This window comes from Thermodesulfovibrio sp. TK110, from assembly GCF_054658355.1.
In genome coordinates, this window is record NZ_BAAHNB010000001.1 from 412,876 (window position 1) to 429,761 (window position 16,886).

The window sequence follows — 16,886 nt, forward strand, 5'->3', positions numbered from 1 at the left end:
AAAGTCAATTTTTCTATAAAAACAGGTTCTATTCCCTGTATGACAGGCACCCTGTCCATGTTGTTTAACCATAACAAGCAATGTATCACCATCACAGTCATAGTAAATCTCTTTTACTTCCTGAACACACCCAGAGGTTTCACCTTTTTTCCAGTAAGTCTGCCTTGAACGAGACCAGAAATGAGTAAAACCTGTCTCAATAGTTCTCCTTAAAGCTTCTTTATCCATGTAAGCAACCATTAAAACTTCCTTTGTATCTATCTCCTGAATTACTGCAGGAATAAGCCCCAATGCATCAAATTTTAGCTCAGACAGGTTCATATTTCTCCTTTCTTCATTTTTTCTCTGCAAAGTTTATATTCAATACTGTCAACTATTGCCTGCCATGAGGCTTCAATTATATTTTCAGACACACCAACAGTACTCCATACACTTTCCTCATCTCCTGATTCCACAAGCACTCTAACCTTTGAAGCTGTGCCTCTGCCTGAATTAACTACTCTGACTTTGTAATCTTTAAGCTTCACTTTTTTTAGTTCAGGATAAAATCTTTCAAGAGCTTTTCTCAGAGCATTGTCAAGGGCATTTACAGGTCCATTTCCTGTGGCAGCAGTATGCTCAATGCTTTTTCCTACTTTTACCATTATTGTTGCTTCACTCAGTGTTGGTTCATCTCCCTTTCTTTTTTCATCTATCACCCTGAACCCGATTAAATCAAAAAATTTTCTCTTTAATCCCAATGTCTTTCTGAATAAAAGTTCAAGCGATGCTTCAGCTCCTTCAAATTGAAATCCTTCATTTTCAAGAGTTTTTACAGCATCCACTATTGCCTGAACCTCAGGAGAATCAGGATTAAGAACAATGCCGAATTCTTCTGCTTTTTTAAGGATATTGCTCTTTCCAGCAAGATCTGAAACAAGTATTCTCTGATGATTGCCCACAAGCTCTGGTCTGATATGCTCATAGGTTTCTGGTCGCTTTCTTACAGCACTTACATGAACTCCTCCTTTATGGGCAAATGCACTTTCTCCAACAAATGGTTGTCTTTTAAAAGGAATGAGATTTGCTATCTCGTAAACAAATCTTGAAATTTCAGTAAGTTTTTTTAATCTGTCTTCATCAATGCATTTATATCCAAGTTTCAGTTGCAGATTTGGAATAACAGAACAGAGATTGGCATTTCCACATCTTTCACCAAATCCATTTATGGTTCCCTGAACCTGAGTAACTCCATTTAGGACTGCTATGATGCTATTAGCAACAGCGCAATCAGAATCATTGTGTGCGTGAATGCCAAGGGGAGCGCTTACTGATTTTTTAACCTCTTTTATAATTTTTTCCAAATCAGCTGGAAGAGTTCCACCATTTGTATCACAAAGTATGATACAGTCTGCCTCTGCCTCTTGAGCAGTTTTCAAACACTTTGTTGCATACTCAGGATTATCCTTATATCCGTCAAAAAAGTGTTCTGCGTCAAAAAAAACTTTCTCAGCGTATTTTTTTAAATAGCTGATTGTATTGAAAATAAGTTCAAGGTTTTCTTCAAGACTGATTTTAAGAGCTTCTGTTACATGAAAATCCCAAGTTTTGCCAAAAATTGTTAATATACTGGCTTCAGAAGCAATAAGGGATTTCACGTTTGAATCATTTTCTACTTTTATTTTTGGTCTATGAGTACTTCCGAAGGCAACTATCTTAGAGTTTTTAAGTGAAAGCTTTTTAACTTTTTTAAAATATTCTGCATCTTTTGGATTTGAGCCTGGCCATCCACCTTCTATGTAATGGATTCCAAGTTCATCAAGTTTTTCAGTGATTCGTAATTTGTCATCCACAGAGAAAGATATGTCCTCTGCCTGAGAACCATCTCTCAAAGTTGTATCATAAATTTCTACAGTTTGCATAAAAGTAATATATTACATTTTTGAACCATTAAGCAAGATATGTTATATTAAATACTATTATTTTTATTGAGAGGGAGAGTATGGAAAAGCTTTTAATGTTAGGATGTGATGCAATTGCCAGAGGAGCTATTGAAGCAGGAATTTCCTATGCTTCTTCATATCCTGGGACACCTGCAACACAGATTCTTGAATACATTGCCAATAATTCTAATGTAAAAGCTGAATGGTCTGTGAATGAAAAAGTAGCTTATGAGGTTGCCTATGGAGTATCCTTAACTGGAAGAAGAGCATTATGTTCAATGAAACATGTAGGCTTAAATGTGGCATCTGACCCCTTTATGACATCGGCATATCTTGGAGTAAGGGGTGGTCTTGTTCTGGCAGTAGGTGATGATCCTGGAGCATACTCTTCACAGAATGAGCAGGACTCCCGTTTTTATGCTTTCTTTGCGAAAATTCCATGCCTTGAGCCTTCAGATGTTCAAGAAGCCAAAGATATGACATATTTAGCCTTTGATATATCTGAAGAGTTAGCACTTCCTGTAATGGTAAGAAGTATTACAAGATTGCTTCATTGTTATGCTCCTGTAAGTCTTGGTGAGGTCAAACCTCAAAAAGAGATTAAACTTGAAAAAAATCCTGATTATTTAATTGCGATTCCAAAAAATGTTGTAAGACTTCATGGAGAGTTAAATAAAAAGCAAGAAAAAATAAAAAGAATCATAGAAAATTACGAATTTAATAAAATTTTTCCTGGCAAAGGGGAAAAAGGTATAATTGCCTGCGGGATTACCTATCTTTATGCAAGGGAATTGGAAGAAAACTTACCAATTCTTAAAGTTTCAGCCTATCCAGTTGATGAAAACTTAATTAAAGATTTTGTTACAGGAGTTCAGGAAGTTATTGTAATGGAAGAAGGTTATCCCTTTGTGGAAAATATTGCAAGAAAATATAGTTTAAACATCAGAGGAAAGCTTTCAGGGGATCTGCCTCTTGAAGGAGAGGTTGGTCCAGAACCCCTATTAAAGATTTTTGGCAGAATAAAATCTTATCACTCAGTAAACAGCCTCATTCCAAGACCACCTATGCTTTGCCTTGGATGTCCCCATAGAGAGTTTTACAAAGCATTGAATGAAGCCGCTCCAGCTTTTGTTACAGGAGATATTGGTTGTTACACTCTTGGTGTAAATCCTCCTCTCCAAGCAATTGATACATGCCTTTGCATGGGAGCAAGCATAAGTAAGGCAGCAGGTATTGCCTCACAGGGAGTAAAGAGAGTGGCTGCTGTAATTGGAGATTCAACATTTATTCATTCAGGAATTCCTGCATTAATAAATGCTGTCTATAATAAATTGAATATTCTTGTTTGCATTCTTGATAATTCTGCAGTAGCCATGACAGGACATCAACCAACTCCTGCTACTGGAGTTACAGCAAAAGGAGAGAATACAAAAAAATTAGACCTTGCTGAAATATGTAAAGCCTGTGGAGCAGACTCAGTGGAAGTTGTTGATCCCTATGATAAAAAAACAACCTATGAAGCAATTAAAAGAGGACTTGACAACCCTGGTGTCAATGTCATAATAGCTCACAGAGCATGTGTTTTGCTCGCTAAAAAATCAAAGAGCTAAATTTATAAAGAATCTCCAAGATGCCCTAATCAAGTTCCTCTCTCTCTAACACAATCTCTGATTGTTTGAAGGCTTCTTTGATTTTGTCTTCATAATCTGCCTTTGAAATCTGTCCTTCCATTGCTTCAAGGGTTATTTTAACTGAGACCTGTTTGAATTTACTGGTAATGTATCTTAAAGTTCCCATGAAATTTGAAAATTTGCCTGCTGGCACTCTTATTTCAAATCTCATATGAGAGAATAAATCAAGCTGTAGAGGACCAGCAGATGGAACTGTCTTTTCATTTGTATATTCTGTCTTTTGCACTGCTGGTAGTTCATACTTTTCTTCCTTTTCTTCGCAAACTTCCTTTTTAACCAAAATCTCTCCTTCGCCAAGTTCAACTTCGCAGTCTTCTTTAAAATACTGACATAGGGGATTTTCCTTTTCAAGCATTCCCAGTCCAAAAACACCCTCTCTTACTCCTTTTTTAATTGCCGTTTTCAATACTTCCTGAGAAGGGATTCTAAGCTCACCGGGGACTTTGAGAAATGCCTCGTAAATTTTCTTTGTTTCAGAAAAATGAGCATCCTTCAGATATTTTTCAACTAAAACCTCTGGTGCAATACTCATTACAAGTTCTTCATTCTGTCTGAGGCTTTCATATACTTCCCTGTCAATTCCTCTGTCAGAACCATAGGTTCCAATACCCATATCAATCTCCTTCAGTCCATCCTTTGAAGGAAGATATATTTTTCTGTATAAATCTCTCAATGCACCTTTGAGCAACTCCTCTGCTTTTTTTATCTTTCCCTTTATCTCCTTTTTCTGCTCATCAGTGAGTCTCAGGAGTTTATCTTTTTCAATCATTTCCCATGCAAGTTTTTTCTTTATCTCATTTTCAAATCTCGGTCTCTGAGCTATTTCTTGCATTAAAAATATGAGAGTATTTTTGTAAACCCTGGGCCTGTCTCCATAGCTATGCAGTATTTCTTCTATATTGTTTCTTTTATTAAGAATAACAAGTTTCAATGAGGGAGTATCTGGAATATCCTTTGAAGTTCTGGGCCAGATATAGTTTTCAAAGCATTTCTCAAGTCTTGCCATAAGAAGTTCTTTTTCAAAGTTTTCAATGATCTCAGGATTGATGCCTTCCATCTTATCAATGAGTACTCTGTTAAGATTTGGCTTATTTGAGAAGAAAAGACCTTCATCGGAAAGATAAAAAAGTTGCTCCTTAAGCTTTTCAATGGTCTCCACTATTATGCTGCTGCTTACAGATGTTTCAGCTGATGAAAGCTTTATTTCACCTATGGTAGCTCCTTTTTCAGGTCCTCCGGAGAAGGAATACATAAAGATTGTAGTTACTACTGAAGTTCCGAAGTAATAGGGTCTGTAACTGTCTCCCAATGCTCTGTCTACTTTTTTTGCTCCTGAGTTTGGTGATGTTATATCCTGAGCAATCACACTATCATACTCTAAACCTATGTGTTTAATAAGTTCTCTTCTAATTTCTTGATTGGAAAGATTGAAATCTGCCAGTCTGATGTATGGTCTTTTCAGGTTAATGAGGGAGTGAACAACCATTGCAAGAAGTCTCAATACTCCTCTTGTTCTCTGAAAGGTAGGAAAACTTCCCCACCTCTTGTAAAGTACATCTATTACCTCTGGCTGGAAGGGATAGCTTCTTAGAAATCTATCTCTATAAAAAGACCTTTCCATTCCCTCAGATAAGAGAGCTTCCCTTTCGGCGTAATCAAGAAATTCTTTTATTACTTTTTTCATTCCATTTTCATCAATTCTTGAAAAAAGTCTTCTACGAATAACATCTGCCACTTCCTCATCACTCACAGGAGTGTAAACCTTTTCAACTCTTCCTACAATTTGCTTTAAGTTATTTAAAAGCCTTTCAGATGATTCATCACCATAGGGATCGCTTGCTGGAAGACTCATAAAAACTGCAGTTTTTTCCATTGTCTTCACTACATTTGTTAAACTCTGAAGAAAAACAAGGCTTTGGGCTGAAAGAGTGCTTTCTCCAATTTTTTCAGATGATGCTGATACAAGATAGTGATGCACCTCATCCATTAAAATTAAAAGGGGTTCATAGCTCTTTAAAAACTTCTTTAAGACTTCACCTCCTGGAGGAACTTTTCCTCTGAATCTATCAATCTTTCCAGTTAACTGCCTTTCCATTTCTTCCCAGATAGTGTTGTCCTTTGCTCCAACCTTGTCACCACAGAAAACCACCACATTTGCTCCCCATTCCTGTGCTTTGTAATAAAGATAGATGAGCGTATGAGTTTTACCACCACCAAAGGGAGTTTGTAGCTGAATTACAGAGTCTGAAGGCTGTCCTTTAAGCCTTTTTTCTGCCTCAATTAAAATCTGTTTTAATCCCAGTGTCTCATAGGTTCTTGAAAGGAATGTCTCACTGTCACCATATTCCTGAGGAGCGGTTCCTTTTGCCACTTCCCAGAGGTCAGCAGCATAGGTCTCCATTCTGAATTTACCTTCAAGTATATCCCTGTGAGGTATGGCTATCTCTGTAAAAGCCTTCATAGGTTTTTCTCCTTTAAATTAATCTCTGCTGTTGAGGTTTTTTAGTTTTAAGCTCATCTATTAGTCTTTCCTTGCCAGTTAAAAATCCATCAAGAAGTTTTTTCTCTTTGCTATCATTCGGCAGACACTCTGAAACTGCCTGTGCTACTCTGAATAAAATATCTTTCTCTCCATATCCAGAGGCATTGAGGAGTTTTATAATTTCATCCCTTTTGCCCCTTTCCCAGAAAATTAAACTCTGATGAAGCACATCAATCAGTTCAGCAGCCTGAGTTTGAACTTTTAAATTTAAATCCTCCAGAGCTCGTTCATGCGGTCCTAAAACCTTTATAAACTCTTTTTCCTTTTTTATAAAACCTTTATTCCAGAACTTCTCAAGATCAACACCTACAGACTGGGCAAGCTTTCTTGCCTCATCAAAAACCACCTTTGATTCTTTAAATGTCCATCTGTAGAGGATATAAAACCTTGTCAGTGCAGAAATCTCACCAGCTACACCATTATGGAGTATCTGACGGACAGCATAGTCTGTAACCATCTCTCTAACAAATTCAAGGAGTTTGTTAGCCCTGATTATGTTTCCTTCATAATCCATAACTTTTTCATATTTGCCGAATAATTCAATGGCTGAACCAATTCCTGCAATAAAAAAGTCCGCTCCAGATATTCCTTCTGCCCATAGGCGTTCAAGTTTTTCTGTGAGATGTTTTTTTATCTCCTCTTTTACATCATTAAACCAGCCTGTGGAAATTCTTTCAATCTTAAGTGCTACAATGTATATGGATGATGCAAGTACAGCGGATTTATTTGCCCTTAAGCGAGCTTGCATCTCTGTATTAATAGGCCAGGAAGCTGTTATTACCAAACCTGAATCTAAAAGAGAGTTTATCAGAGTTTCCCAGCCTTCTGTAGATTTATGGGCATAGACAATTACGGCTTTTGCCTCAGGCTTTAAAACTCTATTTATCTCCTTAAAGGATTTCTTCAGGTTTTCTTCAAAACATCTTTTACCTGCCTCAAAACCACCTTCGCCATGAGAATAGGCAACTATTTCATTTTTCTTAGGGGTAAGCGGTGTAGTAAATAAATCTGGATATAAATCACCGATAGCTCTTTTGAGCCAGACATAAAAGAAATCAGAAAGGTAAGAGTAAGGCACATTGTCATAATAAGGCGGATCTGTAAAAACCGCATCAAAGTGGTTATCAGGATAGGGAAGGGAGGTGGCAGAGCCTTGGGTAACGGTGGCGGGGATATAGCTGGGCAAACTACAATGCTTTACTACGCTCAAGTTATATTCTAATGAGTTTAACCAATCACCTGTGGAGCCACAAAATGGGTTAGATTCAAAATAATCCCATATCATTGGTAATGCTTGACGACTGAAAGAACCCGCAATAGTTTCTTTAGTATTAGCCCATCTACTGATAGAGTTATTTTTCTCTGCGATGTTATCTATGCTTATAGCCAAATAACTCACCATCGCCTTCGCATACTCCTCATCATATCCTTCTTCAATCATTTTTTTGTAAGATTGTCTCACTTTCTCAGTAAAAGTAATCAAAGCAAGCTTCTGCCGGGAGTTGAAAAGGTCGCCCCATGTATTCATCCCATAAACCCAAACATTAATAACTCCAAAGGTCACCGGAACTCTTACCAATGGTTCATCAGGCACAGGGTCAATTCCCCATTCTTCCATAAGTTTTTGCCTTTTTTCTTCGAGGTATTTTTCCGCCTCTTTAAAAACTTCCATGTCATTCTCTGTTGCCAATCTGTATGTCTTCCCCTGCCTCTGCGGGTCCCCAAAAACTCGTAGAGTTTTTGGGGTGCCCCTATTTGGATGATGTAGTACAACAGCAACCATTCTCTGTTCTGTCTTTCCTTGCTGAAATAGCTTTCTTACTGTATTATCATCCACTGTTGAACCACAAACTAAACATCTTGCAATTGCCCTTGATACCGTTCCTTTTTCAGGGTCAAAGCCAGATGGCATTTTCTCATAACCATCACCTACTATCTTAAACTTTACCTCTTTACCTTCCACATAAGGGTATAAGGAAACTTTTTTATTCTCTTTCTTTGCAAGCCAGAATTGACGCATCAAAGGAATTTCAGCATTGCATGTTGGGTTCTGGCATGGTACTGTCCTTGCCCATATATAGCCAACAGGAATAGAACCATCATTATCCTCTGGATAAAATCTTCCAATTTCTTTTTTTGCGGATTCAAGAACCCAATTGCCCCATTTTTTCACATCTTCAAGAAGTGGATTTACCTCTATCTCTGAAGATATTCCTAAACTTCCCTCTTCAACCTTTTTCTTAATTTTCTTTCCGTATTTTTGTGGATATTCAAGGGTGCACTTTAGGATTAGAGTTGCCACTGGATTGTATTCAAGAGCATGAACTTCACAGCCCAAGCGCAAAGCCTCTAAGGGAATAGAACCACCGCCAGAAAATGGATCAAGCACCCTTGGTGGTTTACCACCACTTTCTTTAAGAATATCTTCTCTTGCCTTTTTGATAAAGTTGGAATTTAAACTATTTTCCCATTTTGCAAGGTTTATTATAAAATCTCTTGTTTTGTTCCGCTCTTCCGTATTCTTAGGTGCAGGTATTAGAGCGGCATAACTTGTTGTTCTTGATGATGCCAGAGGTCTTCTTGCCCACCATATATGAAGAGTTGATATATGCCCGTGCCTGATGTTTTTCTCCCTTGCTGATTCTTCGCTTACTTCTTTTATCGGAAAGCTTTCTTCTATAAATGCCTTTTTCATCTTTTCTCTTATGGTTTTACCCCCTTGTTTTTCCATTGCTCTTTTTTTATTATAAATCTTACAATCTCAATCTTCTCATTTATCTGTAAACTTTCTGCAGGATTCTGAATTAAATAAAGGGTTGGATTGGTGGCAGCATTTTCAACTACATAGAGCCAGTACTGCTCTTTAAACCTTTTTGCTTTGAACCACTCATTTGGCGTGAGTGCCACATCTCCTGTGTCAGCCCTTGCTTTTACTTCAATATATCTTGTTTCATCCTTTCCCTTTGAACGAATATCAAAGCCAAAATTTTCCTTTGATACATCCTGAGGTATTCTTCCCTGAGATATTTCATACTCCATGGCTATCTGCATTCCAATCTCTTCAATCTCTTCTTCAGAGACCATCTCTGCTTTTGCTGGCTTTATGTATATGGCACCAATAAATTTTGGCATAGAGACAATCAGATGAGTCTCTTGTTCAATTGTTTTATAGAGATTTTTTAATGCATGCTCATAGTGTCTTTTTCTTTCTTCCTTGTTTCTTATAGCAACATCAACTTTTTCACCCCTGTCCTGCCTTTCATAAAGCTCCACAAGGTCAAAATCAAGCTCCTTTATGAGATGTTCTAAAGACGAAACTCCGTATTTCTCCTTTATCTCTGCCTGTCTCTGCCTTTCTTTAAGTATTTCTTCTTTGTAAGCTTTAAGTGAAGAGTAGGCAAAATCCTCAAATTGAGTTTTCTCCCTGTTTCCAATCTCTAATTCATCAGTCTTTTCTGAAGGCACAAGGTCCCATATAATGGACGGATTAAGCTCTTTTATTTGCTTTCCATCATCATAAAGGGCTATCAACTTTTTACCTGCTATATCACCATTACCATCCTTTATCTCTCCTTCATAGAAATATACGAAGCCATTGAGCCTTGCCTCAGGGTCTTCAAAGACAGCTCCCTGATGAAGACTGACAATATACTTGTTCTTGACCCATTCAAGCAATGCCTCAAGCAGCGGATGTCCAAAGGATACGAACTCAACTTCAGGGTTTTTAAATGCTAAATCTTTATCAAAGGTTATTTTTGGATAGGAACTGAGCATAATGCCATATCGGTTTTTAAAATTTACATCATCGGCAATCTGCTTGAGCTCATAAGGAATGAATTCTATGCCTAAAAATCCATCTTTTCTAACTCTATACCTACCACCAGCGTTCTCAAAGACTTTTTTAAAATACTCCTCCACATACTCAGGTATGAGCCTTAATTCCTTTGCTTTTTCTGCCATTTCTTTGATTCTTGTGTAGTCAATCTGTCTGGTGGCAAGGCTTTCACCAAGCATTGTTTTTATTTTTCTTATGTATTCTTCATTAATCTGTATGTCAATATCGCTTATTATTTCATCAATTGTTTTTGCTTGAGTTATAGCATCAATAATGAGTTGATAAAGATTTTTTCCATAAAATACATCGCCGATTATGTCAAATACTTTGTCTGTACCAAGAGCATTTTTTATTTCCTCAAGTTTATCAAAAATTTTTGAAAAGACCTCTCCTTCACGAGTATCTTCAGCCACAAGATTGAACATGAAGACATCCCTTTGCTGTCCATATCTATGAATTCTTCCCATTCTCTGCTCAAGCCTGTTCGGATTCCAGGGAATGTCATAGTTAATCATAATGTGACAGAACTGAAGATTAATTCCCTCCCCAGCTGCTTCAGTGGCTACCATAACTTCAGTTTGATTTTTAAATATCTTTTCAGCTTCAATTCTCTCATCAATCTTCATGCCACCATGAATGTAGTTTACTGAGTAACCCCACGAGTTTATCTTTTCATAAAGATATTCCATTGTGTCTTTGGATTCAGTAAAGATGAGAATTTTTTTATTTCCCTTTATCTCCTCAATTTTTCTGAATCCTTCCTCTATTGCTTTCTTTAGTTCTTTGAGTTTAACTTCCTCTTCATTCCTTATAAGTTCCTCTGAGAGATTTTTGAGTTCCTCTAAGGTTTTAATCTCTCTTTTTAGTTCTTCTTTGTTTGCTGCAATGCTCAGTGTTTCCCATTTATTTTCTTCCTGCCATCTTTCCGATTCTTCATAGTCTTCATAGTCCTCGTATTTTTCCATGTTTAGAAAAGCTAATTCTGGCCTGACTTCAGGTTCTTTTAGAAGCTCCTCAAGCCTTTGTTTTCTTCTCGTTAGAGAACGATAAAGGGCATATATGCTTGAAGCAAGCCTTCGCTGTAAAATAAGAAGAGCAAAGACAACATTTCTTTTCTTAAGTGATTGTATTGCTTTGTTGTACTGGGATAAAACATATTCAGAGACTTTATTGTAAAGAAGCTTTTCTTTATCAGAAAGTCTGAATTTAACTGTTTTTGCATAACGATTTGTAAATAGTGGTTTTCCTTCAAAGTCTTTAAGATCTTCCTTCAGTCTTCTTATGAAGAGAGGATTTTCCATTTTTTCTATTGATTCCTGAACCATCTGGGAAGTAGCAAAAAATCCTGGTTCTAAAAGGTCAAGTAAAAGACGGTAGTTTTCAGGGTTTCCTTTGTGAGGCGTGGCAGTGAGAAATAGAAAATGCCTTGTATTTTTTGATAGTATCTCGCCAAGTTTATATCTGTCTGTCTTTGAAACACTGCTTCCATAGCTGTAGGCAGCCATTTTATGGGCTTCATCCACGATTACTATATCCCAGTGAACACTGCTTAAGGTCTGCAAAATTTCATCTCTCTTTGCAAAATCAATTGATGTAATAATCTGATTATACCTTTCCCAGATATTTTCACCATAGTGAGCATCCATTATCTGCCGTGTTACAACTGTAAAAGACTCCTGAAATCTTTCCTTGAGTTCTCGCATCCACTGATCTTTAAGCTGTCCGGGCACTACAATTAAAATACGATTTAGTATTCCTCTGAGTTTAAGTTCTTTAATAATAAGTCCTGCCATAATTGTTTTGCCTGCTCCAGGATCATCGGCAATCATAAATCTTATTTTCGGTAGCTTAAGCACATATCCATAGACAGCATCTATCTGAAAGGGAAGGGGATCAATTTTTGAAATATTCATCGCCAGAAAGGGATCAAAAAGGGAAGCATAGCAGAAACGCAAACACTCAGCAGCAAGAAACACTTCTTCAGCATTACCTGAAAAGGTAAGGGAAAACTCTTTGTATTTTATCTTATTTAGCTCACTATGGGGAATTATGTCATCCACATGAGAGCGAGAATAAAGCTTTGAGCCTATTATATGTATGCCAATGCTTCTTTCTTCAACTTTTTTTACTTCAACAGGCTCATTCCAGAAGGGTGCTTCAATTATTGAGCCTTCCTTTAACATTATGAAAATGTTATCAGATTATATAGATTTTTTCAATCTATTACCCACTATGTAAGCCTGTCCGAGGGATATGCAGGCATCATTGCTGGGAACATTTATGTGATAGAGGGGTTCTATACCTATTTTTTGCATAGCTTTTATGGTTTCCCTTATTAAATAGGCATTCTGAAAGACTCCTCCGCTTAAACCAGCTCTTTTAAAGCCTGATTTTTCTCTGAAATATTGGGTGAGCTCAATGATTATTTTGATTATGGTGTTGTGGAACTTCCATGAGATTTCTGAAACTGCTCTGCCTCCAAGAAAGTCATCAATAACCTGTTTTATCATGTAAGTGTAATCAACTACTACAGCTTCAGTATCTTTTTTAGATATCTCAAAATCGTAGCATGCTTTTTCAGAAAACTCCATGCCTCTATCTATCAAGCTTTCAAGGGCAATTGCTGCCTCTGCTTCAAAGGTATTGTAATGGCAAACTCCAAGAAGGGAAGAAACTCCGTCAAAAAACCTTCCCATTCCCGAGGAAGGAGGGCTAAACTGAGGTATTTTTTTCAGTCTCAGTATTTGGTTGATTTTGTTTTCTTCCATAGTTCTTGAAAGAGGAAGCTTTTTTATTAAATCCATATCTTCTCCAAAAGCATCATCAATCAGAGAAAGAGCTATTCTTGAGCATTCCTTTATAGCATTTTCACCTCCTGGCAAACTTATTGGCTTTAGATGGGCAAGTCTTTTGAAATCATTAACAGTGCAGTATAGGAACTCACTTCCCCAGATGCTTCCATCTGTGCCATAGCCTGTTCCATCAAAGGCAATTCCAAAAAGTTCATCCAATCCATATTCTGCCATCAGTGAGGCAATATGACAGTAATGATGCTGAAGAGCAAAGGCTGGAACATTCTTTTTTTCTGCGTATTCTTTTGCCCATTGAGTGGAAAAATACATGGGATGAAGGTCATGTCCCACAGCTACAGGCTCAATGCGATATACTGATTTTAGATTGTTTAAAACTTCCTCATAAAAATCAAGGGTTTCAAGATTTTCCATGTCTCCTATGTGCTGGCTCATTATTGCATAGTTTGACTTTATAAGTGTGAAACTATTTTTCAGGTCAGCACCTGCGCCGAGAACTTCGGGAAGTTCTTCCTTTAGAGATAATGCCTTAGGAACAAATCCCCTTGCCCTTCTAATAAAGTAAATTTTACCTTTAAGCTCTCTTACAACAGAGTCATCAACGCGCATAAAGATTTCTCTGTTGTGCAATAAAAAAGCATCTGCCACACTGCCAAGCTTTTGCAGTGCTTCTTCGTTTTTTGTTATGATTGGCTCTTCAGAGATATTTCCGCTTGTCATTACAACTGCGTCAAAGTGAGGCTTAGGGAATATCCCAAAAACTCCTTCAAGGGGATAATAAAACAACAGATAATGAAGGGGTGTATAGGGAAGCATAAAGCCAAGGCATGAATTTTTTGGAGCAAGAGCTTCAGGAAGCTCACATTCAGGCTTTTTCCTTAAAAGAACAATGGGTCGCATGGTTGAGGTCAAAATTCTTTTTTCAGTCTCTGAAAGAAAGCAAAATTTTTCCACTGACTCAATATTTGGACTCATTAAAGCAAAGGGCTTGTTGCTTCTTTTCTTCCTTCTTCGTAATTCCTCTATAGTCTTTTCATTCTTTGCATCACAGCATAGATGAAAGCCTCCAAGCCCTCTTATTGCAAGGATTTTTCCCTGTTTTATAAGCTTTATAGCCTCTAAAACTGGATTTTCAAGCTCTTTTAATTCTGTATCAGTCTTTAAAAAAAGCCTAATCTCAGGACCACATACTGGACATGCATTTGGTTGAGCATGAAATCTTCTATTTGATGGGTCTTTGTATTCTTTAAGGCAATCATCACACATTTTAAAAACAGACATTGTTGTATTTGGTCTGTCATAGGGAATTTTTAATGTAATTGTATAACGGGGACCACAGTTTGTGCAGTTAATGAAGGGATAGAGATACCTTCTGTCTGATGGAGTAAAAAGCTCTCTTAAACATTCATCACATATGGATACATCCTCTGATATATGGGTAAATCCTGTATCATCTATGCTTTCAATTATCTCAAAGTTTTGATAGTTATTGGGTGGAAGCTCCTCGGTATCTATTGAGTAAATCTTTGCAAGTGGAGGAGGTTCATTCTGTAGCCTGTTCAGAAACTCCTCAACATTTTCACCTTCAATCTCAATTGTTACTCCTTTTGATGTATTTGTAACATATCCATTTAAATTCAGGCTTTTTGCAAGATTATAGACAAAGGGTCTGAAACCCACTCCCTGAACAACTCCTTTAACCTTTATATGGATGCGTTTCATGTATTAGAATAACATTAATTCTCTTACTGGAGAAAAGCTTTTTCTGTGAATGGGACAGGGTCCGAATTTTTTTAAAGCACTGAGATGTTCCTTTGTAGCATATCCTTTGTGTCTGTCAAAACCATACTGGCAGTATTTTTCATGATACTCTTTCATTATTCTGTCTCTTGTTACTTTGGCTACAATACTTGCAGAGGCAATTGAGGCACTCTTCTGGTCTCCTTTTGTTATTGCTTTTTGCGGAATTTTTAAATCTGGCAAGAAGACAGCATCTATCAGTAAAAGATCCACAGTTCTGCCAAGATTTTCATAGGCACGGATCATTGCAAGGCGTGTGGCTTCAAGTATGTTTATTCTGTCAATCAGATCTACATCAATAATTCCAATTCCCACAAAAGAATTGCTGATTATTCTCTCAAAAAGGCTTTCTCTTTGCTCAGAGGTTAATTCTTTTGAATCTCTTATGCCTTCAATAAAAACATTATCTTTAAAGCTCACACAGGCTGCAACAACAGGACCTGCAAGACATCCTCTTCCAGCTTCATCTATACCTGCAATGCTCGTGTATCCCTGAGCAAAAAATGCCTCATCAAAGGCAAAGAGGTTCATGCCTTTTTATAGTCTGTCTTTTCTTTAACCTTTGCCTCTTTACCTTTCTTTGTTCTCAGGTAATAAAGTTTAGCCCTTCTAATCAGTCCTTTTCTTACCACTTCAATTTTTTCAATTATGGGGCTATGAAGTGGAAATACACGCTCAACGCCAACTCCAAAGGAGATTTTTCTTACTGTAAAGGTTTCTCTTAATCCTCCGCCTCTACGGGCAATAACAACGCCTTCAAAAACCTGAATTCTTTCTTTGTCTCCCTCTTTTACCTTTACATGAACCTTCACAGTATCTCCTGGTTTGAAATCAGGAATATCACTTTTTTTAAATCTCTCCTCTATGGCTCTAATTATTAACTGGTTCATGGACTCCCTCCAGAATTTTTTTATTTATTTCAGAGCAAAGCTCTTTGAGAATTTTCATATCCTCTGTGGATAAATTTTTTAGTAAATCAGGTCTGTTTTTCAGTGTATTTTTCAAGGCTTGTCTTTTTCTCCACAGGGCTATTTTTTTATGGTCACCACTTAATAAAACCTCAGGAACTTTCATTCCTTTAAAATCCTCTGGTCTTGTGTAGTGAGGATAGTCTAAAAATCCTTTCATAAAGGAATCCTCCTCTGCGGAAAGCTCATCTCCCAATGCACCTGGTATTAGTCTTACAACACTATCTATTATAACCAATGCTGCCAGTTCTCCACCACTTAAAACATAATCACCCACTGAAATCTCTTCATCCACAAGAGACTTAACCCTTTCATCAATGCCTTCATATCTACCACATATTAAAACCAATCCCTTATTTTTTTCTATAAACTCCTTGGCAACCTTCTGCGTAAATGTTTTTCCTTGTGGAGAAAGCAGAATCAGTTTTTTTGGCTTTCCATCAGCCTTTATATACATTATGGCATTGTAAAAAGGTTCAATCTGCATAACCATTCCAGCTCCGCCACCATAGGGATAGTCATCCACTTTTTTATGTTTATCAGTTGTAAAGTCTCGTAAATTATATATCTTCACTTCTGCAAGCCCTTTATTCAATGCTTTTCCAACAATACCATGCTTTATGTAGCATTCAACTATTTCAGGAAATATTGTTAAAACTTCAAATTTCATAAAATTAAAATGAGCGATATCTTTCGCTTCTTCTTTTAAAATCAAAAGAAAAGGGCGTGGATTTCACGCCCTTTATTTAATTCTTTTAATGGACTATTCTAAGATTTCAAGGACACATCTTTTGCCAACTTTTGTTCCAGCAGCACCAAGAATGGTCCTCATAGCCCTTGCAGTTTTACCCTGCTTTCCAATAACCTTTCCAAGATCACTTGGAGCAACTCTGAGCTCATAAACAGTGGTTTTCTCACCCTCAATCTCAGTAACCTTAACCTCCTCTGGTTTGTCCACCAGTGACTTTGCCATTGTCTCAATGAGTGTCTTCATGCTCATGTTCTAACCTCCGTCAAAAGAGTAGTAAAATACCCCAATGGGTATGTTAAGCAGAAACCCGTTCAATTAACTTTTTAACAGTATCCGAAGGCTGTGCGCCTTTTTCAAGCCAGTATTTAACCCTGTCCATGTTAAGATTGATCTCTGCAGGGTCTGTCTTAGGATTATAGGTACCTATAATTTCAATAAAAGGTCCATTTCTTCTGGCTCTTGCATCAGCTACAACAATTCTGTAAAATGGTTTTTTCTTTGCTCCCAACCTCATCAGTCTTATTCTAACCAATTGAATCCCTCCGATTAATTTCTTTAACTATAAAT

Annotated in this window: 11 protein-coding genes and 1 pseudogene; 1 reads left to right on the plus strand and 11 read right to left on the minus strand. The window is 37.2% G+C overall.

All coding sequences use genetic code 11. From position 1 onward, the window contains the following. Positions 1 to 3 precede the first annotated feature (3 nt). A pseudogene (gene hisI, locus ACYQ3X_RS02265) lies at positions 4 to 321 on the minus strand (phosphoribosyl-AMP cyclohydrolase); the annotation flags it as partial. Further along, on the minus strand, positions 318 to 1,901 hold the full coding sequence (gene cimA / locus ACYQ3X_RS02270; RefSeq protein WP_460180220.1) for a citramalate synthase: 1,584 nt from the start codon (positions 1,899 to 1,901) through the stop codon (positions 318 to 320). The pseudogene hisI and the gene cimA, both read right to left, overlap by 4 nt. A gap of 80 nt (positions 1,902 to 1,981) precedes the next feature. On the opposite strand from cimA, the gene ACYQ3X_RS02275 reads away from it, so the two are divergent. Next, on the plus strand, positions 1,982 to 3,532 hold the full coding sequence (locus tag ACYQ3X_RS02275; protein WP_460180221.1) for a thiamine pyrophosphate-dependent enzyme: 1,551 nt from the start codon (positions 1,982 to 1,984) through the stop codon (positions 3,530 to 3,532). 25 nt (positions 3,533 to 3,557) lie between these two features. On the opposite strand, the gene ACYQ3X_RS02280 is transcribed toward ACYQ3X_RS02275, so the two are convergent. The 9 genes from ACYQ3X_RS02280 to rpsP form a co-directional block, all read right to left on the minus strand. Next, positions 3,558 to 6,074 (minus strand): ATP-binding protein, encoded by a 2,517-nt coding sequence (locus ACYQ3X_RS02280; protein ID WP_460180222.1) that lies wholly within the window; start codon positions 6,072 to 6,074, stop codon positions 3,558 to 3,560. Between the two features lie 13 nt (positions 6,075 to 6,087). Further along, positions 6,088 to 8,850 carry a DUF1156 domain-containing protein gene (locus tag ACYQ3X_RS02285; protein WP_460180223.1) on the minus strand — a complete coding sequence of 921 codons (2,763 nt, stop codon included), beginning with the start codon at positions 8,848 to 8,850 and terminating at the stop codon, positions 6,088 to 6,090. Positions 8,851 to 8,858: 8 nt separating this feature from the next. Then, positions 8,859 to 12,173 (minus strand): helicase-related protein, encoded by a 3,315-nt coding sequence (locus ACYQ3X_RS02290; protein WP_460180224.1) that lies wholly within the window; start codon positions 12,171 to 12,173, stop codon positions 8,859 to 8,861. Positions 12,174 to 12,191: 18 nt separating this feature from the next. Next, complete coding sequence (hypF, locus tag ACYQ3X_RS02295) at positions 12,192 to 14,522, minus strand: carbamoyltransferase HypF (protein WP_460180225.1); 2,331 nt, start codon at positions 14,520 to 14,522, stop codon at positions 12,192 to 12,194. A gap of 3 nt (positions 14,523 to 14,525) precedes the next feature. Beyond that, positions 14,526 to 15,131, minus strand: coding sequence for a ribonuclease HII (locus tag ACYQ3X_RS02300; protein ID WP_460180226.1), 606 nt, complete (start codon positions 15,129 to 15,131; stop codon positions 14,526 to 14,528). Further along, entirely contained in the window at positions 15,128 to 15,490 is a 363-nt protein-coding gene (gene rplS / locus ACYQ3X_RS02305; RefSeq protein ID WP_460180227.1) for a 50S ribosomal protein L19, read from the minus strand. Before rplS ends, ACYQ3X_RS02300 begins: the two co-directional genes overlap by 4 nt. Then, positions 15,471 to 16,238 (minus strand): tRNA (guanosine(37)-N1)-methyltransferase TrmD, encoded by a 768-nt coding sequence (gene trmD / locus ACYQ3X_RS02310; RefSeq protein WP_460180228.1) that lies wholly within the window; start codon positions 16,236 to 16,238, stop codon positions 15,471 to 15,473. Before trmD ends, rplS begins: the two co-directional genes overlap by 20 nt. Positions 16,239 to 16,331: 93 nt before the next feature. After that, positions 16,332 to 16,562 (minus strand): KH domain-containing protein, encoded by a 231-nt coding sequence (locus tag ACYQ3X_RS02315; protein ID WP_028841925.1) that lies wholly within the window; start codon positions 16,560 to 16,562, stop codon positions 16,332 to 16,334. A gap of 52 nt (positions 16,563 to 16,614) precedes the next feature. Continuing rightward, positions 16,615 to 16,851 carry a 30S ribosomal protein S16 gene (rpsP, locus tag ACYQ3X_RS02320; RefSeq protein WP_460180229.1) on the minus strand — a complete coding sequence of 79 codons (237 nt, stop codon included), beginning with the start codon at positions 16,849 to 16,851 and terminating at the stop codon, positions 16,615 to 16,617. Between the last annotated feature and the right edge of the window lie 35 nt (positions 16,852 to 16,886).